Source organism: Streptomyces sp. NPDC111520, assembly GCF_055635295.1.
In genome coordinates, this window is record NZ_JBVKBW010000022.1 from 107,378 (window position 1) to 125,163 (window position 17,786).

The window sequence follows — 17,786 nt, forward strand, 5'->3', positions numbered from 1 at the left end:
ATCCACACCGAACGGAGAACGCCCCGTGAGCAGCAGCGACACCTTCCGCACCCGGCGAGAGCAGACCGCCGACGACCTGTTCGGCTTCATCCGGGCCGAGACCGCCCGCGTCAGCGACGACCAGGCCGACGACCTGCCCGAGCCGGAAGCGCTGGACTACCTGATCGCCAACGGGCCCTGGCGGACGGAGTGGAACGCCGCCGTGGCGTCCGCGATCCGGTTGCTCGACCCCGCCCGGTTCGGCAACACCACCGACGACCACGCCGACAAGGAGTCCAGCGTCTCCCGCCAGCACTTCATCGACACCGGCCGGTACCTGACCGTCGGCGAGGTTGCCGAGGCCCGCGCCGCCGGAGCCTGCGACTGACCACCCCCGCGGATTCCACCGCCTGACGTTGTGCCCGTCCGGCTGCTTGCCTCCCGGTGAGGCAGGCAGCCGGCCACCCCCCGAACGGAGACACCCCCGCATGACCCGCACCCCCATCACCCCCGCACAGCACCGGGCGAATGAGCGCCTGGTGGAGGCGATGACCGGCGACGGCATCGACGTGGACGAAGCCCGGGAGCTCATCGGCGACTACTGGCGCGCCAACGTGTTCCCGGAGCTGCCGCCGCCTGCCGACATGGCCCGCGTCGTCACGGTCACCCGGCACCGGGACGGCACGGCCGACATCCGCGCCTACGAGGTGACCCCGGCGGACCAGGGCGGCCGGATCCCCCTGGACCTCGCCCCGTGCCCGGGCGACTGCCCGTGCCGCGACTTCGACCGCGCCAACCTGCTCGCCGACAACCAGCCCATCACCCTCCTGTCCGGCCCGCAGGTGGATGCCGACCTGGACAAGGACCCGATCATCGTGGCCCTGGCGCGCGAGCTCGCCGAGGCCCCGGAGCCCATCCGGCACGCGTTCGGCTCCGACACCCCGGTCGGTGAGGGGATGCGCCTGTCCGCGCAGTCCGAGTACCGGCGCCGCGGGGGCACGGGAGCGCCCCTGATCGGGCAGGTGGCGGCCGCCATCACGCGCCGCCTGGAGCAGCCCGCCCCGGCCCCGGCGGATGCGGCCGAGCGCCTGGCGGTCGCCGCGCAGCTCGCGGCCGCGCTCGGGGACGCACTGCCCGGCGACAACTGGCACATGGCCGACGCGATCCGCCGCCTGTGCGTTGGGGAGATCACCCCGGCGGAGGCCCTGGCCGAGACGGACGACGAGTGAGCGCCGCGCCCGGTTGGGACCGCGCCGGATTCCGCTGCGGCCGCTGCGACTATCCCGTGGAGAGCTCCGACCCTGTCGAGTTCGCCCGGCTGGTGGCGCAGCACCGCGCCGAGTGCCAGGGAAGGCCCCGCCCGTGAACCTCGCCGACCTGCGCGCGTTCCTCGCCGCGTCGACCGACCTGCCCGGGGAAACCCCGGTGGTCCTGTCGTCCGACGCCGAGGGGAACCGGTACGCGCCCGCCGACGACGTTGCGTTCGGCCTGTACCTCGCCGAGGACGCTCACACGGGCGAGCACTACAGCCCGGAGGACCGGATGGCGGCGCCCCGGGACGCCGTCCCTGCCGTGTTCCTGTGGCCCGCCTGAGCCCGCCCCGGACGCGTGTCTCACAGTGAGACACGCGTTCCCCGCCCGCCCGCCATCACCCCCGAGAGGAAGCCCCAGTGCCGTCCCAAGGTCACCCCGTCAGCGTCGAGTTCCGCACCCCCGGAGAGATCCCGGTGACCGCCCTGGCCGCGCTGACAGCCATCGCGGAGCAGGTCGCCGTGCAGATCGGCGCCGCGCCCCTGCTGTGGGGCACGCACTTCCGGCAGGCCGACGACGGCACCGGGTTCGTGGTCACCTTCTCCGGCACGCTCTCCACCGACGACCAGGCCGACGACGAGGGGCCGGTTTCATGATCACGGTCCCATCACGCCGCCCATGCCAGCCGGGTGGCGCCCCGAGAATCACGGCATGACCGACACCGCCAGACAGCCCCGCATCAGCCGCCAGGCCAAGTACACGGCCGTAGTCGTGGCGCTCATCGCATGGACGTTCCTCGCCAACCAGTGGGCGGGCAAGGGCTGCGACCTGGTCCCCCAGTCGTACGGCCTGGTCCTCAGCCACGGCACGCCCGACCAGTACGAGGGGTGCGAGACCGAGCCGGGCGGCCCGGAGTACACCGACCAGTACGAGGGCTGACGCCGAGGGGGCGGGCCGGCCTCCGCGTGGGCCCGGCTCTCCGTGGGCGCGCCTACGATGGGTGCGCGATGGAGCAGCGGCCGGAGGAACACCGGTCGTTCCATGGCGGCCCGCGCGATCCCCGTGCTCCCGGGATGGGTCGAACCCTGGGCCGCCCCCAAGCTGCGCCCCGCCGACTAACCCCCGTGTCGGCGGGGCGCTTCCGTGTCCGGGCAGTGCGGGACGTAAGACCACCGGGGCCCGCAGGGTGCGGCGCCATGAGCACCAGCACCGCCGAAAACACCGCCCCGCCCCTGTTCGCTTCCGACCCGACCGCGCTCGCGTGGGACCTGATCACCGGATGGCAGGCCATGACCGCCCGCCACAAGGGTGAGCTCGCGCCCCTGCTGACCGAGGACGGGGGGTCGATCCGGCAGGGCGCCCTGGTGGCGTTCGACCAGGTGCGCACGGAGCAGTCGGCGGAGGCCGAAACGATGCTCGGCGAGGTGATGCGCGGGCTGACCGAGGTGTACGGCTCGCCGCTGTGCGGGCGGACGTTCACGCTCACGTGGGCCGGGCGGGAGCGGCACGACGGTGAGGCCCCGTACCTGTGGGTCGTCGTGGGTGCCGACCTGGCCGACGCCCGGGCCCGCCTGCAAGAGCTCCCGTCGTTCGTGGAGTGGCGGGAGCAGGAGGCCGACGACGTCGAGGAGCTGGACGGCCCCGCCGACCAGCATCCGGGCCTTCCGTTCGGCGGGTACTACAACGACCTGCGCAAGGAGCAGGCGGCGCACGCGCCCGTGGGGTGAGCACGCGACGTAGTGCGCAGTGGCCGGCAACCTTCGGGCCCGCTACGCCAGCACCGCCCGCACCGCCCCAGGAGAACCACCCCCATGCCGCACTCTCATCCGATCTACGTGCCCACGCTGACCGTGCCGTCGATGCTCGCCCACGAGTTCGCCAGCGCGTTCGCCGACTCGATGACCGCCATGCACGTCGCGCCGAACCTGACGTGCACGGAGGTGGAGGCCCTGGCCGCTGTGCTCGACGCGTTCGACGGCGCCGACGCGGCCCGCATGTGGGTGGAGGAGCACCAGACGGCCGGTGACTGCCTGATCGACCACGGGGAGACCGCCGAGGACGACGTGCCCGGCTGGGAGGACGACGAGGCCCCGGAGGGGAAGGCGGCCGCGCCCGCCGACGGCGACGACCAGGCCGACGAGGACGACGACGAGGAGTGGGACGACGGCATGGTGCCGGTGCGCATGGGCATCACGTGCGCCGAGGCCTGCGTCTTCCACATCCCCGCGGTTGTCCGCATCCCGCCGGAGCTCGCCGCAGGGGTCGCCGACGCCGTGGCGACCGGCCGCGCCGACGACTGGGGCGACGACATGCACCCGGCGATGGCCGAGCTCTACGACTGGCTGGACTCCAACCGGAGCGAGTGGGAGAGCCAGCTCGACATGGGCGTGCACACCCAGGACAACGAGGACCTGGAGATCCGCTCCGTGGAGCCGGAGTGACCCCGGAAGGCGACGAGCCGGAGCCGGTGTCGTCCCGGTTCTTCTGGTGGACCGCCGACGGCCTCACCCGCCGCTGGCGGCTGCTGTACCTGGACGGCTGGCGCGGCGGTGACGAGAACTGCAACCGCACCGTGGGGGTCCGGCTGCCCGGCGGGGTCCTCTTCGCCTGCCTGAACGTGCCGCTGCGGCAGGAGCCCTGCGACGACTGTGCGGGCAGGGCGCGACACTGAGCCCGCCAGGGGCGCACCGTGCGCGCCATGCCAGCCAAGACCCGCCCCCGGGCCCGCAATACCGGCCCGACTCCCGCCGTTCGGCAGGCCGTGTACGCCCGCGACCTGACCCGCTGTGTCCGCTGCGGCTCCGCCGTCACGCTGACGGTGCAGCACCGCGTCAACCGGGCCATGGGCGGCAGCAGCGACCCGGCCATCAACAGCCCGGCGAACCTGCTGACCGCCTGCCAGGCCTGCAACATGGCGTTCGAGGCGCGCCCGGCTGAGGCCTACCGCTTCGGCTGGAAGGTGCGCCGCCCCACCGACCCGGCGACGGTGCCCGTGTGGACGACGCTCGGCGGCTGGATGCTCATGGGGCACGACGGCACCGCCACGAGGATCCAGGCACCCGAAGGGTTCCGGCGGTGAGGCCGAACGCCCCGGCGTGCGACCGGGAAGCGCACCAGGACGGGGAGTGCCCCCGCCATCACCTGTGCCCGGAGTGCGGGGAGTTCCCCGACCTGTGCGACTGCGTACCGGGCAGGCCTGTCCGGCTGTGGCCGGGGGCGCGCCGTGCCTGACCGGACGGAGGCCGTCGACCGCCCGGCGCACTACGCGCTGCCTGGAGGCCTGGAGGCCATCGACCTGGCCGAGCATCTGCCGTTCAACGCGGGCAACGTCGTGAAGTACCTGGTCCGGGCAGGCAGGAAGACCGCCGAGCCGGACGTGGACCTGCGCAAGGCGCTGTTCTACCTGCGCCGCGAGATGCGGCGGCTGGGGGTGCCGGAGGACGGCTGAGCCCGGTGCGGTCGCGGCCGCCTGTCTCCTGCGGGGCCCCGGTTCACTTCTGCCGGTGTATCTTTGAGGGTGCTCGGTGATGGGGATGCCCCAGCCGGCCCGACTGCAAAGCCGTGCCCGCTAAGGAGAGCCGCCGTGACCGCACCGAACCCGGACATCGTCCGTATCCCGCGCCCTGACTTCGCCGACATCCGCCGCCAGGCCTCCGACGGGACGGCCGCCGAGCTCGACGCCCTGGCCGCCGACCTCACCCGTCGCGGGCACCGTGCCGGGCAGATCGTGCACCAGGCCGACGCCGCCATGGCCAGCCTGCGGCCGCGCCGGGACGCCGCTCTCCTGTCCCTGTGGGCGTACGAGCGGACCCGTGGGGTGTGGAAGTCGTCCGGCGTCACAGAGCAGGCCGTCGTGAAGATCACCCGGGCCGCGCTGGGCCTGGCCGACGGCGAGGACGTTCCCGCGCCCGGCCCGGAGCGCGTCGCGGCCGCGAAGGCTGCCGGGATCGCGCACATGCCGACAGCGAAGGCCGTGAAGCAGCTCATCGACCTGGCGGCGGAGATCGAGACGGCCCGGGCGCGCCGCGAGGTGGCGCTGAAGGTCCGCAACGACGCCGTGAAGACGCTCCTGGGCCCCGACTACGGGTGGACGCGCGATCAGGTGATGGTGGTGCTCGGCCTCAACTCCTACAGCCGGATCACGGACATCGTGGGCGCGACCCGTACCCCGGCCGCCGACAAGGAGCTGCGGGAGCGCGCTGTTGCCGAGGTGCTCGGCGGCCGCGCCCGCAAGGACGTCGCCGAGGAGTACGGCGTGCCGTCGGCGACGCTCGGCACGTGGATCGCCCGCGCCAAGAAGAAGGCCGCCGTTTGACACGGCCCTGACCTGCCATGACGCCGCCCCGCGAAATTCGCCGGGCGGCGTTGTCACACTCCGGGCCGGGCCGACGTTCCCTCCTATTGCAAGGCCACCGCGGCCGGGCCTGACTCGTCAGCCCAGTCCCACCGCGAGGGCATGAGCTCCCGGCGGCGGGCACACTCCCCGCGTCTGCCGCCGGGCCCGGAAACTTCCGGCGGCGGTTATTACTACAGGCCCCGCCGCCGGAACCCCCTTCCGGCGGCGGTCTCTCTCCAGGCGCCGCCGCCGGAGGCACCAACTCCCGGCGGCAGGTTCCCCCAGAGACCTGCCGCCGGGTGCCAGCAGCCGACGGTGGGAGCGTCCACCCACCGTCGGCGACAGCCCCCGCCGTCGGGACTGCTCCGCTCGACGGCGGGGACGGACGTGTCGCCAGGTCTTCGGACTCTTAGGCCCCCACCCCCCGAGGGTCCGGGACCTGGCGACACAACCCCCGCCGGGCCCGCACGATGCCCCGCATGCCGACCCCCGGCCGCCCTGGCCCGCCCCCGCCCACCACCTCAGCAGTGGCGGCAGCGGCAGCGCGGACCCGTGGCCGGGGGGTCCGGTCCTCCGATGCCGCCAACGTTGCGGATCTCCTGCTGCGCGCCCCCGCCGGCCCGCGCCGCGCCACGTTCAAGACGCTCGGGGCGCGGGAGCGCGCGTTCGTCCTGGGCGAGGTGGAGCGGGAGACCGGCAGCCTGTACGGCCTGTGGGCCGACACCCCGTCCGGTTTCACCGAGGACGTGTTGGGTGAGTCGATCTGGTCCAAGCAGCGTGAGGTGCTGGACGCGGTCACCACCCACACGCGCACGCTCGTTCCCGCCGGGTTCGGCGTCGGCAAGACGTGGCTGGCGGGGCGGCTGGTGGCGTGGGCGGGCTGCGTGAATGCGCCCGGCACGATGGTGATTGTCACCACGGCGACCCGGTTCCGGCAGGTCCGGTACCAGCTGTGGCCGCACATTCGGAAGGTCGTCGCCCGCGCAGGCCTGCCCGGGTTCTGCGACACCACCCAGTGGAAGATCCCCGACGTCCACGGCAATGACGTGGCTGTCGCGTACGGCTTCACCGCGCCCTCCAACGATGAGGCCGCCATGCAGGGCATTCACGGCACGCCGAAGCTCTTGTTGATCGTTGACGAGGCGGGCGGCATCGACCGGATGATCGGCGCGGGCACCAACAACTTGCTGACCGGTGACGCGCGCATGCTGGCGATCGGCAACCCCCCGGCGGACGACCCCCGGTCGTGGTTCGAGGTGGCGTGCGAGGAGGGCAACGACCCGGAGAAGCCGGGCAGCATCACCATCCCGATCCGCACCCTGGACTCGCCGCTGATCACCGGGGAGCGGGTGCCGTTCTGCAACGACTGTCCGCCGACCAGGGAGCGGCACTCCCTGGCGGATCACCTGCCGTCGATGGACTGGGTGGAGCGCACCATCCGCGAGTACGGCCCGGATCACCCGTACACGATCGCCAAGGTGCACGCCCGGTTCCCCAAGGGCGGCGCGAACAAGGCGCTGCCGCTCAGCTTCATCGAGGCCGCGCAGGCCAAGCCGGACCCGCAAGGGCCGGACTGGGTGCGGCTGTGCGACCTGGGCCTGCCGGAGGAGACCGCCGAGCACACGGTGAAGCGCGGCGCGTGGATCCGGCTCGGTGTCGACGTCGCGGCCGACGGCGGCGACGAGATGACGATTTACCGGGCGGTCGGCGACGCGGTCGAGTTCCGGCACGCCTCATCGGGCCAGGTGAACATCAACCAGGTGGATGTGGCGGGGAAGGTGCTCGAGGAAATCAAGGCCGCAGAGAACCTTGCGCGGGCCCTGGGCACGCAGGCCCCGGTGCGCGTGAAGGTCGACCGCAACGGCCTGGGGCATGGCGCGCACTCCCTGCTGGAGCGGTGGGGCGAGGAAGGCGAGCACGGGGCGCAGATCGTCGGCGTGATGGTGTCGGAGTCGGTCGACCCGGACCGTGAGGACCCCGGGCAGGTCATGCGGCCGTGGCGGAAGAGAGACGAGATGTGGCTTGCGGCCCGGTCGCTCATGCAGCCGGCCCCGTCGCATCGGGTCGACGGCCGCGACGGCGACCAGGACGACGACGACCAGGCCGGGCACGGGCAACTGCGGCTGCGCGTGGACCACAAGTGCGCGATCCAGCTCGGCACGCCGAACCTCAGCACGAACAGTTCGGGCGCTTCGGTGGTCGAGTCGAAGAAGGCGATGAAGGCGCGGGGTGTGGACTCCCCGGACCGGGCGGACGGGGCGCTGCTGGCGCTGTACGAGCCGGAGGACGTGTTCGACTCGCGCCGCCTGGGCCTGATGAACTGACCGGCCCGGGTCTCGGCCAGGTCACGGCGGAGGGGGGCGGGTACGCCGCGAGGTGGATGCGGCCCGGGCGCGGATCGTCCGGGCGGTCGACGGGGCGCCGCGGCGGTGCCGCTTAGCGTGGACACGTACCCCCCTGGCACCACCTGATCGAGGCCCCCGATGCCCTGTGACCCCGGATTTCGCGGCTACCACCCCGACGTGCTGCTCACCGCCGTCGGCGCGGGCACTGCCGGGCGCGCCCACACGGGCACGGGCCAGTGGCCGAAGGGCGACCCGGACGCCCGGGCCCGAGCGGCGCACGCGGCCCTGGATGCGCTGCTGGCCTCGCATGCGTGCCTGGCCGACCCGGACACGGTGGTCGTCGTCTACGGGGCCCCTGACGGGGTGCGGGACGGCCGCCCGGTCGTGGCTGCGGCGGCCGCCGCGCGGTGCTGCAGCTGCACCGTGTGATCCGGCTGCCTAGTCGTCTTCGGGTTCGTTCTTGGCCTTGTAGGCCCCGGCCGCGAAGAGGAGCGCGCCGCCGCCGCAGACGGCCAGCCCGATGAAGTTCCGGTCGTACCAGGCGTACAGCGCGCCGATGCCCCAGAGCGCGGCCAGCGCTGCGATCCCGTGCCATCCCTTGTTCACGTGTCCCCCGTCAGTCGGGCAGGCGCACGCCGAGGCCGGCGGCCGCGTCATCCCGCCAGGTGCGGCGCTGCCCGTCGGCGGCGCGCGCCTGGACGAGCTGCGCGGCCGCGGCCATCCACGCCGCGGCGGTGTGCACGGCTTCGCCTTCGAGGCAGAGCACGCACACGGGCGCACCCTCCGGGGCGGGGTGCCGGGCGATGCTGCCCCACCAGCCGAGGCCGATCGCCCGCGCGCACTCGTTGCAGGCGACGAGCGCGGCCGGGTCCGGGTCGTCGACCATGCGGCCGTCCTGGGCGACGACCTGGCCGCTGGCCATGTCGACCACGTCGCCCCGTCGGCTCATGCTGGCCAGCGCGCTCCGGAGCTGGGGCGGGTAGTCGGCGGGGTCGAAGGGCGGCAGTTCGCCGTCGGTGGGGTTGCTCATGCCGCGACCGTACCGGCGTGGTCAGCCCGCTCGCAGGTCTTCGTCGGGGCGGCACTCCGTACAGGGCTCCGTCACGGAGATCTTTCGCTCCTGCAGCGCCAGGCGGGCGGCCTCCCACGACAGCCGCTTGCCGTCCGCCATCGGGCAGTCCGGCCGGTGCAGGATGCCCCTGCCGACGACGCTGTCACCGGTACGCAGGTGCTGGAGCACGAACCCCGGTGGCCGTCCGGAGCGCCAGGGCTGCGTGCCGCTGTCGGCTTCCTCGCGCTGCTCCTCCACGCGCCGCAGCGTGAGGGCGATCCACTTCCCGATGAAGTCCAGTTCCGCCGGGTCGCCGGGCAGGTCCCCGTGCGCGGCCCCCTTGGCGTTCCACTGCTCCCGGACGCGGTCGAGCTGGGTCTGCAGGTGCTTCGCCAGCATGTCCAGGCGCTCGACGTCGGGTGGCAGGTCTTCGTACACGCGTCCGAATGTACGCCGGGGCCCCGGCGTGGCGGTATCGCCCGGACGGGGGACAGGCGCCTGCGGCCCGGGCCTGCGCGGTGGGAGGCTACGCCGACCGACACCCGCGAGAAGGGGTTCCCCGTGGACATCGACCTGCCCGTGCTTGACCAGGAAGCCCGCCGCCTGGCCCTCCTCATGGCCGAGAACGGCCTGGAGCACCTGACCATCCCGGCGACCAGGTCCCCGCAGGAGGCGGGGGCGGCCATCGAGGAGAGGTTCAGTGCCGAGCTGGGCGTGTCCTACGCCCGGCTGGCTGCGGCCGGGTCCGATGAGGAGTGCATCCTGCCGAGTCTGCTGATGGCGATGGCCGGTCAGGTGGCGATGCTGGCCATCGAGATCTCGTTGCGGAGCGACCGCGATGCGGCGGACGTCATCCGCACGATGGGCGGCGGCCGGTAGCGGGTCGGCTCAGTCCCCGTGCACGCGCGGAGATCGCGCGGCCTGACACGGTGGGGCCCCTGCTCCTAAGCACCTCCTAACTCGGGAGGTACCAGAACTACTAATGAGCTACCAGTTCGTCCCAGATTAGTAGTTGGCCTCTGACCTGCAGAGATGAGCGGGGCCCCGGGTGGCGGTCAGGCCGCCGGGTGCGCGGCGATCCAGTCCAGGAGCTGCTGCGCGTCCTGCAGAACGGCGGTGCGCGCCAACGGCACCTGATCCAGGTACGGCACGTTCCCCGCCCACTCCTTGGTGTGGTCGATGATCGCGTACGCGCCGGAGTAGTCGCGGCCCGACGGGTCGGCCTCCATGGCCGTCCGCACGGCCAGCATCGCGTGGTACGTCTTCTGCAGCATGTCCTCGCACGCCCCGTCCGGGTGCTCCGGAGGGCAGGGCTTGAGGATCCCCTGCAGCGCGTCGGCCGCGCCTTGCACGGTCGGCCCGCTCGGGGAGGCCTTCGCGGTGGCGGCGGGCTTCGCTGCGGCCGGCGGTGTGCTGTCGCACGCGGCCAGCGTGGCTATGAGGGCGGCGGCGACTACGACGACGCCCCCCGGCTTGATCATCGTCATGGCGGCGGATCATGCCACAACCAGGTGACACGACTCAGGGGCGGGGCCGCACTGCGCGCGCTGGGCCGCCTTCTCCGCCGGGTGGCGCCTCCAGCTCGACGGCCCGCCGGAGTTGCTCCATGCGCGTCGACAGCGGCTCCCAGCCGGGGAATCCGGCCATGCCGAGGTTGAGGCGGACGATGCCCCGCTCGAAGGAGCGGAGCACGCCCCGGGCCATGAGGGGACTGCCGACGGGGCGCGGGCTGGTGGTGTTGTCGGGGTGCTCGTTGTGGCCTGGCCGGACCGACACCCACAGGGCGCCGTGGTCGGAGCCCTGGAGGTGGGTGACCAGCTCGGCGCGCACCTCCAGCCAGCGGCGCACCGCGGCGATGGTGGGCTTCGACAGGGCGATCGTCTCGACCACGGGCGGCATAGCGCGCACTCGGTGCTGCGGGCGTCGGGTGATGCGTACGGTCCCGGCCCGGGCGTCCACGTCGTGGAGGGTGAGCGTGCCGAGCTCGCCGGAGCGGGCGCCGGTATCGAGGACCAGGCCGAGCATCGCCAGGAGCCGAACGGCCTCGGGGCCGGCCTCCCAGTGGTCGGCGGCCGCTTCCAGGTGGCGCAGCAGCAGGGCGCGCGGCTGGGCGGGCACGACGGGGTTGACCGGGGACTGCGACTTGGGCGGCGGGGCGGGCAGGTCGAGCGGCGGCAGGCCTGCGGCGCGGGTGATGTCCCGCAGTCGGGTGGCGGCCATGTCCACGGACGCGTCCGATGACGGGCCGTGCTGCGCGCGGCCGGTACGGCGGCGGAGCTCCCCGGCCCGGGCCAGGTCGAGGAACGCGCGGGCGGACGGCGTGGACAGGAGCACCGCCAGGTCGTCGGCGGCGTCGGGCGGGAACTCGCCGGGGTGCCGTTCCAGGGCCCTGCCGAGCATGCCCGCCACCCAGCGGACTTGCTTGCCGACCGCGTCGCCGTTGTCGAGTCCGGCGGTCATGCGGGACACCACGGACTGCAGGGTGTCCAGGGCGGCACTGGGTGGGGTGGGCTGTGCAGGCATGCGGGTCAGGTTAGACGGCGGCCGCCGGAACCCGCACGTGAACGCAGAGCGGCCCCGCACACCGGCAAGAGGTGCGGGGCCGCTCTAGGAGGGGTGAAGCGTGCTCAGGCTACGGCGGCGGCCGCCATCGCGGCCTCCCACACGCCCTTCTCGACCTTGCGGACCTGGCCGTCCTCCTCCATCCGGGTGAGGGAGCTGTTGACCGTGGTCGGCTTCATGCCGAGAGCGTTGATGATCTGCTGGTTGGTGCACCGCCCGTTGCTCCGCAGGTACGCCAGGATGTCGGCCCGCGAGGACGAACGGGGGACGGCCGTCTCGGCGGCCGCGGCCGCCTGCTCGACCTTCGCCACGCCCTGCGCGGCCGCCTCGGTGGAGGCCTTGCCCGCGCCGGGCTCGATGACCGGGCGGCCGGCCTTCCGGTCGTCGCGGCGCTGACGCCAGTGCCGCCACCCGTCGCCGAGCCGAACGGACTCGGTGGCGTTGAACGTGGTGGTCTCGCCGGTCGACGCCCAGTGGTACGGGTCGACCGTCAGGAGCGTGCGCGCCACCGTGGCGCGGGCGCTGCCCACGCTCGCGTAGCACAGGCCTGCAGTGCTCGATCCGTTCGGCCACTGCTTGGGGATCTTGTGGGGCTCGACGTCCATCGAGCCCTGCAGAGCGAGCTGACCGGACATGCGGCCGCCCGTGCGCATTACGACGACGTTCCCGGAGGTGAGCTGCTCCCGCATGGTGTTGGAGCCGCCCAGGTTGGCCAGGCCCGGGTTCTGCATGACGAGGCGCAGGCGGCCGCCGCACTTGCGGGCCATGGTGGCGAACCGCTCCCCGAGGACGACGGCCTCCTTGTAGGCGCCGAAGAGGGCGGCGGCCTCCTCGATCGTCACCGACAGGATGGGCAGGCCCAGCTTCACCGGGTCGAACGCGGCCACGCCGCGCCGCTCGCGGCCCTTGTCGTCCACCCACTCCCAGTCGGCCAGGCGGCGGTTGCGGTCGTACATGAAGTCGACCGCGTCGCGCAGCGCGTACAGGCCTTCGGTGACGTCCCCGGCGAAGAGGTCGACGGCGTTCTGCCAGTCCGGGAGCGACTGCCCGTGCTGCGGGTCGATGACCCACGACACGATGTGCGGGGTGTGCCGCTCGTAGGCCAGGCACATCTCCGTCAGCCGGGACTTGCCGGAGTCGGTGGAGCCGACGAACAGGTCGTGGACGGGCCCAGATCCGGGGCGCCACAGCCGGTAGTCGACAAACTGGCCGTCGGGGTGCACGGCGATGGGGGCGATGCCGGTGTTCGGGTCCAGCAGGTGCGGGCCCTCCCACTCCTTCACCTCCTGCAGCGGGTTCGTCTCGTACACCTCGACGTGCGCCCACTGCTCGTTGCCGGACGGGTGCCGGTCGATGTTCACCGACACGGCGGGCACGCCGTACGCGGAGGCGATTCGCTCCTGAATCTGTGTGGTCATGGCGGCGGTCGCGGTGCCCTTGCCGCGGGGGAGCTCGATGTCGGCGCCCCAGTTGTCGTTGTTGCTGATCAGCAGGTTGTGCATGGCGGAGTCGGGCAGCGCACCGCCCTGGCAGGCGACGAACTCCAGCCAGATCGCCAGGTGCTCACCCATGGGCGCCTCCGGCTCGGGGCGGCGGCGGGCGAGGTGCCACCACCACGGCGCGCCGAGGACCGCGCCCGCGCCTATGGAGACGCCCAGACCCTCGAGTCCCCCCGGCTCCGGGAGCACCTGGCCGGTGACGGCGGACACCAGGAGCCAGCCGAACACCGCGGCGTACACGGCGGAGGTGTAGAGCCGCCCCCACCCGGTGAGGACACGGCGGCGCAGTGCGCGGCGGGTCATCCGCTCGGGCCAGCGGGCGCCCTTGCGGCGGCGCACGGCCTTGCGGCGCAGCCGAAGCGCGAGCTCGGGGGCGGCGACGGCGGCCAGGCCGAGGGCCGCCGGCCAACCCCCCTGGATCTGCAGGGCCTGCGCGGTGGCGAGGGTGCCAGCGGTGGTGAGGAACGGGGCAAGGGGGCGGCGGTGCCGGGTGACGAACCGCACGGTGCGGCCGGTGGCGACGCCCGTGCGGATGGTGCCGCGCACCACTCGGGGCAGCCGCTTCCACAGCTCCTGGCGCCGCCGGGCCTTCGCCTGCTGCTCGCGGACCCGGTTGTAGAGGCCGATCAGCTTGTCCGCCTGGTCGTCCGTCATAGTGGGCTCGGCACGGTCAAGGAGTGCCATGGTCGCGGTGCCTTTCTCTGCTGCTGCACGGTGGGGAAGTTGGGGGCCGGGCCGGGGCGGGGCCGGTGCGGGAACACCGGCCCCGTCTTAGTGGCTGGTGATGAACGAGGCCTCGGGGATGGCGGGCGCTTCGGCCGCGGCCTCCACGAGGTTGCCGTAGCGCTTCTGCAGGTTCTCCCGGGCGGTGGTCGCGGCCACGTGGACCGCTTCGGCGGCCGCGCGGGCGGCCTCCTGGGCCTCGGCGAACGCGATGGCGGCCTCGGCGACGGCGTGCGCGTCGCGCACGGTCTCGGGGTCCACCTTGAGCGAGGCCATGCCCGCGGCCAGGTCGTCCAGCGCGGTGGCACGGTTGCCGGAGCGGGTGGCGTCCCCGGTGGCGATCTCCAGGTCGGCCAGGGCGGAGTCGGCGACGGCCCCGAGCTGCTCCCGGGCGCTGTCGAAGTTGGTGACCTCACCGGTGAGAGTGCCGTTCATGGTGGGGGGTTTCCTTTCGTCGGGCTGGACCAGGCGCAGGGGCTTGGCTGGGTACGGGAGGGTGCTGGGCGGGAGTCCGGTGTCCCGGGCGGGTGCCGGGGCGGGGTTGGGGGCGGGCTTCCGGATGGGCGGGGTGGCCACGGTCGGCTTCTCGGGTGGGGCCGGCGGCTTACCCCCGGTCGGCTTCGGGGGCGGCGGGGTCGGTGTCGGGGGTGTGGGCGGGTCGGGTTCCGGGGTCTCGTCGTCCTCCGGCTCGTCGGACTCGGGGTCGATCTCCTCGTTGCGCTCCCACAGGGAGGCGGCGGCCTCCTTCCAGCTCGCCCCCCATCCCTCGGTGAAGGCCTTCACGTGGGCGAGGCCTGCGCGGGTGAGGTAGGCGGCCGCCTTGCCGGTCACGGCCCCGGCCCGGTTGACGGGCGTGCCCTTCTTGACGGGGGTGGCCCGCCACTTCGCGGCCAGGGACTCCCGCTTGGCGGGCGCCACGGGCGTCTTGTGGCGGGAGCCTGCGGCCTTGGAGCGGGAGGAGCCGCCGGAGCTGGCGCCCCCGGCCACCTGCCAGGCCAGCCACCCGAGAATCAGGAGTTCAACCACGTCTTGCCACCTCATCGGTCGGGCCCTAACTGGGCGGGTCGGGGGATCACGAGCGGAACTTGTTGCGCTTGATGACGGCCTTGCGGATGCGGATGGTCGTGCGGTTGCCGCCGCCGCCCCGGGAGCGGAAGGCCAGCCCCATCTGCAGGAAGACGAAGCCGCCGAAGAGGACCGCCGCGAGCACGACGAGCTGCGCGACCAGGTCGGCGAGAGCGGTGATGAACGCGGCCGCCAGGTGCAGGCCGGCCGCGACCGCGAGGAAGCCGATCCCGGCGAGGCAGAAGTTCACGAGGTACCCGGAGACGACCGACTTGGACGCGGCCGCCACGGCGGCCGGGTCGGGCGGCGGCGTGGCCGGGGCGTAGCCGGTCACGGTCTGGCCGTTGGGCAGCAGCACCGTGGTGGGGACCAGGTGCAGCGCGCCCAGGTGGGCGGCCGGGGTCTCGGCGGACAGGTTCACGGCGGTCGGCTGCACGGGCTGCATGGGCTGGAAGGGGCGAACGTCGTTCATTCCGGGGCTCCTTGGTGGTTGCGGTGGGTGACGGCCGGGGCTACCCTCGCGCGCGTTACGCGCGCAAGCGCGCCCAGGCGTGTAGGTCCCTGACGTGGTCCGATCCGCGGTGCGGATTGGACTGCGGATCGGATTGCGGATTCACGGACAGTCACCCGCCGAGGAATTCGGCGGTCGCGGTCTGCAGCGCCCGCTCGACGGCGGCGGCGGCCCGGTCGCGCTTCTCCGGGGGGAGCTTGGCGACCTGGGCACGGATGCGGTCGTAGGTGACGGCGACCCGGTCCCACGGGGTCTCGGCGGCGTTGAGCCGGGCGGACCACCGCTCGGCGGCGGCCTGCTGCCGGCGCGTCTCGCGCTCCTGTGCCTTCTTGTACGCCATGGCGGGCCTCCTACCTGGGGGTTTGCGTATAACCGGCTCTGTGGAGAGTGCTTCCGGCTTGCGCCGGGCACGGGGCGGGGCCCGCTACTGCGGGCCGGGGTAGTTCTTGAACTCGGTCTCCTCCCGGATCTCCTGGCGCCGAGCGTTGGCGTACTGGCGGGAGGTGAAGGGGTGCTTGGCCGCCTTCAAGGCGTCGGTCATCTCGCCCTCGCGGGGCTCGTGGCCGAGCTTCCGGAACACGCCACGGATGATCTCCCGACCCGCTTCCTGCTCCTCCGCGGTGGTGCGCTTCGGGAGCGGGGCGGGGCGCTTTCCGGTGCCCCCCGTGGCGCCGCCACGAGGGCGCTTGTGGGGGTCCACCGGGGCGTCCACGCGGGGCGCCTTGGCGGCGGCTGCGGCGGCGCTCTCACGGCCTCCCGTGGCGCCCCCTGCAGCGCCTCCCGTGGCGCTCTCAGCGGGCGCCTTGAGCTCCAGCGGGGGGCGCCCGAACAGGGCCATGTTGGCCCGCTCCCGGGCGGCGCTTTCGGCGTCTTCCGTGGCGGGGTCGGGGGCGGGGTCGGTGGCGGTGGCGTCGCACCCCGCCGTGAGGCCGGACAGATCAGTCGTGGCGTGTTCGGCGGCCGCCGTCGCGGCGCCCGGCTCCAGCTCGCCAAGGCGGGCCAGAACGCAGATCTTGGGGGGCGCCACGCGGCGCCATCCACGGCCGTACAGAGAGCGCAGTTCGGCGCGCACCAGGAGGCGCGTCCGCTCGCGCTTCAAGGCGTCGGCGTAGGAGGTGACCTCCCACAGGATCATGCGGCGGCGGATGGCCGCCGTGGCGACAGGCGCCATGAGCCAGCGGGAGGTGCGGATCCGGTCCATGCGGCGGCCGGTGATGGCGCCGATGCGGGTGGCGTAGATGCTGCTGGCGATCTCGGAGAACACGACCCACAGGAGCGTCAGGAAGGCGTGTCCTGCGCGGCCGGGCAGGCTGTCCGTCACGTTCCAGTTGAGGTAGATCGTGGCGGCGGTCAGCAGGCGCGGAATCCACGTCAGCCACGCGGGCACGTGCAGGTCCAGGCGGATGAGGAGCAGGCGCGCGAGCGTGAAGGCGGGGATGGCCAGGTCGAGACCGAGCGGCAGCATCCACGGGTTCTCCCACCCCCACTCGGCTTCGGCCTTGGCGCTCAGGGCCTCGAAGGAGCTGAGCAGGCCGAGGAGGCTGACGCCGGTCGCCATGAGGACGACCGCGACGGCCATGGCCTTTTCGCCCTTGCCGAGCGGCGGCACCTCCGTGGTGGCCGGCTCATCGTCGGCCTGGCCCTCGTCCTCGTCCGCGTCCTGGTCCGCGTCGTCCGCAGGTGCGGATGCGGGCTCGGGCACGGGGAGCGGCGCAGGGATGGGCTCGACGGCGGGCGCGGCCACCGGGACGGGGTCGACGGCGGGCGCGAGCACCGGAGCGGCGACCAGTGCGGGCGCGGGCAGGGTCACCGGGGCACCAGCGGCGTGGGGGTAGTCCTGCAGGAGCAGGCCTCCGCGCTTCTCCCAGTGCGCGGGGCCGAGCACCTTCTCCAACTGGGGCGTCTCGCTCACGGTTTCCTCTCTCGGTTCTAGCGGCGGCCGCTGCGGCCGGCGCCGCTGCGGTTGAGGACGAAGTGCAGGACGAGGAAGGCGAGCGCCGTGGCGGCGACAGCGCGGCCGAGGGTCATGCCGGAGCTGGCGGCGCCGTAGCCGAGGGCGGTGGCGATCACCCACTCGACCAGGCCCCAGGCCAGGGCGGTCAGCGTGTTCTTCACCGGGCACCCCCGCGGGGGGCGAGGTGCTGGTCCCACGCTCCGGACCGGACCGGCGCGGGCGCGTGGTCGACGGCGATGCGGGAGCGGTCGGGGTTGCTGGTGTCGCGCACGAAGGTGGCGCGGTGTGCGGGTTGGGGCGCGGAGCTACCCGCGCGGCTACGATCGTGCATCGTTCGGCCCTTTCACTTGAAGGCGAGGGCTGAGCTGGTCCCGGTGTTGGCTCACCGGGTCGGCCTCGGCGCGGTGTTGGCTCACCGCGCCGGGGTCTTTTTCGTTTGTGGTGGGACCAACCTACGGCGATCCTCTGGACGCGGTCAAGAGGATTGGGGGATGGTGGTGGCATGGAAAT

26 protein-coding genes are annotated in these 17,786 nt (G+C 73.3%); 14 read left to right on the top strand and 12 right to left on the bottom strand.

Translation table 11 applies throughout. The features are described from left to right. Nucleotides 1-25 precede the first annotated feature (25 nt). From ACZ7MY_RS36365 to ACZ7MY_RS36425, 13 genes are all read left to right on the top strand, one after another. Nucleotides 26-367, top strand: coding sequence for a hypothetical protein (locus tag ACZ7MY_RS36365; protein WP_499608800.1), 342 nt, complete (start codon nt 26-28; stop codon nt 365-367). A gap of 100 nt (nt 368-467) precedes the next feature. Beyond that, nucleotides 468-1,208: a hypothetical protein gene (locus ACZ7MY_RS36370; RefSeq protein WP_499608802.1), complete on the top strand. Its 741-nt coding sequence runs from the start codon at nt 468-470 to the stop codon at nt 1,206-1,208. Nucleotides 1,209-1,341: 133 nt separating this feature from the next. Beyond that, nucleotides 1,342-1,572, top strand: a complete 231-nt coding sequence (locus ACZ7MY_RS36375; protein WP_499608805.1) for a hypothetical protein — start codon at nt 1,342-1,344, stop codon at nt 1,570-1,572. A gap of 77 nt (nt 1,573-1,649) precedes the next feature. Continuing rightward, a complete protein-coding gene (locus ACZ7MY_RS36380) occupies nt 1,650-1,886 on the top strand; it encodes a hypothetical protein (protein ID WP_499608808.1) in 237 nt (78 codons plus the stop codon). Between the two features lie 55 nt (nt 1,887-1,941). After that, nucleotides 1,942-2,169, top strand: coding sequence for a hypothetical protein (locus tag ACZ7MY_RS36385; protein WP_499608811.1), 228 nt, complete (start codon nt 1,942-1,944; stop codon nt 2,167-2,169). A gap of 257 nt (nt 2,170-2,426) precedes the next feature. Beyond that, the gene (locus tag ACZ7MY_RS36390; RefSeq protein ID WP_499608813.1) at nt 2,427-2,957 is read left to right on the top strand and encodes a hypothetical protein; all 531 of its coding nucleotides are present in this window, start codon (nt 2,427-2,429) and stop codon (nt 2,955-2,957) included. 84 nt (nt 2,958-3,041) lie between these two features. Continuing rightward, nucleotides 3,042-3,671, top strand: coding sequence for a hypothetical protein (locus tag ACZ7MY_RS36395; protein ID WP_499608816.1), 630 nt, complete (start codon nt 3,042-3,044; stop codon nt 3,669-3,671). After that, on the top strand, nt 3,668-3,901 hold the full coding sequence (locus ACZ7MY_RS36400; protein ID WP_499608818.1) for a hypothetical protein: 234 nt from the start codon (nt 3,668-3,670) through the stop codon (nt 3,899-3,901). The genes ACZ7MY_RS36395 and ACZ7MY_RS36400 overlap by 4 nt, the downstream gene beginning before the upstream one ends. Nucleotides 3,902-3,928: 27 nt before the next feature. Continuing rightward, a complete protein-coding gene (locus tag ACZ7MY_RS36405; RefSeq protein WP_499608821.1) occupies nt 3,929-4,309 on the top strand; it encodes an HNH endonuclease in 381 nt (126 codons plus the stop codon). Between the two features lie 144 nt (nt 4,310-4,453). After that, the gene (locus tag ACZ7MY_RS36410; RefSeq protein WP_499608824.1) at nt 4,454-4,678 is read left to right on the top strand and encodes a DUF3310 domain-containing protein; all 225 of its coding nucleotides are present in this window, start codon (nt 4,454-4,456) and stop codon (nt 4,676-4,678) included. Between the two features lie 135 nt (nt 4,679-4,813). Further along, complete coding sequence (locus tag ACZ7MY_RS36415; protein WP_499608827.1) at nt 4,814-5,545, top strand: transposase; 732 nt, start codon at nt 4,814-4,816, stop codon at nt 5,543-5,545. 548 nt (nt 5,546-6,093) lie between these two features. Further along, on the top strand, nt 6,094-7,890 hold the full coding sequence (locus tag ACZ7MY_RS36420; RefSeq protein ID WP_499608830.1) for a hypothetical protein: 1,797 nt from the start codon (nt 6,094-6,096) through the stop codon (nt 7,888-7,890). A 159-nt stretch (nt 7,891-8,049) separates the two neighbouring features. Then, complete coding sequence (locus tag ACZ7MY_RS36425; RefSeq protein WP_499608832.1) at nt 8,050-8,340, top strand: hypothetical protein; 291 nt, start codon at nt 8,050-8,052, stop codon at nt 8,338-8,340. 9 nt (nt 8,341-8,349) lie between these two features. On the opposite strand, the gene ACZ7MY_RS36430 is transcribed toward ACZ7MY_RS36425, so the two are convergent. Genes ACZ7MY_RS36430 through ACZ7MY_RS36440 form a run of 3 tightly spaced genes read right to left on the bottom strand, consistent with a single transcriptional unit; the run spans nt 8,350 to nt 9,400 of the window. Continuing rightward, a complete protein-coding gene (locus ACZ7MY_RS36430) occupies nt 8,350-8,517 on the bottom strand; it encodes a hypothetical protein (protein ID WP_499608837.1) in 168 nt (55 codons plus the stop codon). A gap of 10 nt (nt 8,518-8,527) precedes the next feature. Beyond that, a complete protein-coding gene (locus tag ACZ7MY_RS36435) occupies nt 8,528-8,941 on the bottom strand; it encodes a hypothetical protein (RefSeq protein WP_499608840.1) in 414 nt (137 codons plus the stop codon). A gap of 21 nt (nt 8,942-8,962) precedes the next feature. Beyond that, entirely contained in the window at nt 8,963-9,400 is a 438-nt protein-coding gene (locus ACZ7MY_RS36440; RefSeq protein ID WP_499608843.1) for a DUF6233 domain-containing protein, read from the bottom strand. A 123-nt stretch (nt 9,401-9,523) separates the two neighbouring features. Between ACZ7MY_RS36440 and ACZ7MY_RS36445 the strand changes: the two genes are divergently transcribed. Beyond that, nucleotides 9,524-9,841: a hypothetical protein gene (locus ACZ7MY_RS36445; RefSeq protein ID WP_499608846.1), complete on the top strand. Its 318-nt coding sequence runs from the start codon at nt 9,524-9,526 to the stop codon at nt 9,839-9,841. A 176-nt stretch (nt 9,842-10,017) separates the two neighbouring features. On the opposite strand, the gene ACZ7MY_RS36450 is transcribed toward ACZ7MY_RS36445, so the two are convergent. The 9 genes from ACZ7MY_RS36450 to ACZ7MY_RS36490 all read right to left on the bottom strand — a co-directional run bounded on the left by ACZ7MY_RS36450 (nt 10,018) and on the right by ACZ7MY_RS36490 (nt 17,607). Further along, complete coding sequence (locus ACZ7MY_RS36450) at nt 10,018-10,449, bottom strand: hypothetical protein (protein WP_499608848.1); 432 nt, start codon at nt 10,447-10,449, stop codon at nt 10,018-10,020. A 34-nt stretch (nt 10,450-10,483) separates the two neighbouring features. Next, nucleotides 10,484-11,485 carry a tyrosine-type recombinase/integrase gene (locus tag ACZ7MY_RS36455; protein WP_499608851.1) on the bottom strand — a complete coding sequence of 334 codons (1,002 nt, stop codon included), beginning with the start codon at nt 11,483-11,485 and terminating at the stop codon, nt 10,484-10,486. 104 nt (nt 11,486-11,589) lie between these two features. Next, nucleotides 11,590-13,707, bottom strand: coding sequence for a winged helix-turn-helix domain-containing protein (locus tag ACZ7MY_RS36460; protein WP_499608853.1), 2,118 nt, complete (start codon nt 13,705-13,707; stop codon nt 11,590-11,592). Between the two features lie 87 nt (nt 13,708-13,794). Further along, entirely contained in the window at nt 13,795-14,772 is a 978-nt protein-coding gene (locus ACZ7MY_RS36465; protein WP_499608856.1) for a hypothetical protein, read from the bottom strand. Between the two features lie 46 nt (nt 14,773-14,818). Next, nucleotides 14,819-15,283: a hypothetical protein gene (locus ACZ7MY_RS36470; RefSeq protein WP_499608858.1), complete on the bottom strand. Its 465-nt coding sequence runs from the start codon at nt 15,281-15,283 to the stop codon at nt 14,819-14,821. A gap of 151 nt (nt 15,284-15,434) precedes the next feature. Further along, nucleotides 15,435-15,662 (bottom strand): hypothetical protein, encoded by a 228-nt coding sequence (locus ACZ7MY_RS36475; protein WP_499608860.1) that lies wholly within the window; start codon nt 15,660-15,662, stop codon nt 15,435-15,437. An 84-nt stretch (nt 15,663-15,746) separates the two neighbouring features. Next, nucleotides 15,747-17,234 carry a DUF2637 domain-containing protein gene (locus ACZ7MY_RS36480; protein WP_499608862.1) on the bottom strand — a complete coding sequence of 496 codons (1,488 nt, stop codon included), beginning with the start codon at nt 17,232-17,234 and terminating at the stop codon, nt 15,747-15,749. Between the two features lie 17 nt (nt 17,235-17,251). Beyond that, complete coding sequence (locus ACZ7MY_RS36485) at nt 17,252-17,437, bottom strand: hypothetical protein (protein WP_499608864.1); 186 nt, start codon at nt 17,435-17,437, stop codon at nt 17,252-17,254. Beyond that, complete coding sequence (locus ACZ7MY_RS36490) at nt 17,434-17,607, bottom strand: hypothetical protein (protein ID WP_499608866.1); 174 nt, start codon at nt 17,605-17,607, stop codon at nt 17,434-17,436. The genes ACZ7MY_RS36485 and ACZ7MY_RS36490 overlap by 4 nt, the downstream gene beginning before the upstream one ends. Nucleotides 17,608-17,786 lie beyond the last annotated feature (179 nt).

Excerpts from the sequence above, each read along its gene's own strand:
- ACZ7MY_RS36370 (WP_499608802.1), top strand. The coding sequence starts at position 468 with ATGACCCGCACCCCCATCACCCCCGCACAGCACCGGGCGAATGAGCGC.
- ACZ7MY_RS36385 (WP_499608811.1), top strand. The coding sequence starts at position 1,942 with ATGACCGACACCGCCAGACAGCCCCGCATCAGCCGCCAGGCCAAGTAC.
- ACZ7MY_RS36390 (WP_499608813.1), top strand. The coding sequence starts at position 2,427 with ATGAGCACCAGCACCGCCGAAAACACCGCCCCGCCCCTGTTCGCTTCC.
- ACZ7MY_RS36395 (WP_499608816.1), top strand. The coding sequence starts at position 3,042 with ATGCCGCACTCTCATCCGATCTACGTGCCCACGCTGACCGTGCCGTCG.
- ACZ7MY_RS36405 (WP_499608821.1), top strand. The coding sequence starts at position 3,929 with ATGCCAGCCAAGACCCGCCCCCGGGCCCGCAATACCGGCCCGACTCCC.
- ACZ7MY_RS36425 (WP_499608832.1), top strand. The coding sequence starts at position 8,050 with ATGCCCTGTGACCCCGGATTTCGCGGCTACCACCCCGACGTGCTGCTC.
- ACZ7MY_RS36435 (WP_499608840.1), bottom strand. The coding sequence starts at position 8,941 with ATGAGCAACCCCACCGACGGCGAACTGCCGCCCTTCGACCCCGCCGAC.
- ACZ7MY_RS36450 (WP_499608848.1), bottom strand. The coding sequence starts at position 10,449 with ATGACGATGATCAAGCCGGGGGGCGTCGTCGTAGTCGCCGCCGCCCTC.
- ACZ7MY_RS36455 (WP_499608851.1), bottom strand. The coding sequence starts at position 11,485 with ATGCCTGCACAGCCCACCCCACCCAGTGCCGCCCTGGACACCCTGCAG.
- ACZ7MY_RS36460 (WP_499608853.1), bottom strand. The coding sequence starts at position 13,707 with ATGGCACTCCTTGACCGTGCCGAGCCCACTATGACGGACGACCAGGCG.
- ACZ7MY_RS36470 (WP_499608858.1), bottom strand. The coding sequence starts at position 15,283 with ATGAACGACGTTCGCCCCTTCCAGCCCATGCAGCCCGTGCAGCCGACC.
- ACZ7MY_RS36475 (WP_499608860.1), bottom strand. The coding sequence starts at position 15,662 with ATGGCGTACAAGAAGGCACAGGAGCGCGAGACGCGCCGGCAGCAGGCC.
- ACZ7MY_RS36490 (WP_499608866.1), bottom strand. The coding sequence starts at position 17,607 with ATGCACGATCGTAGCCGCGCGGGTAGCTCCGCGCCCCAACCCGCACAC.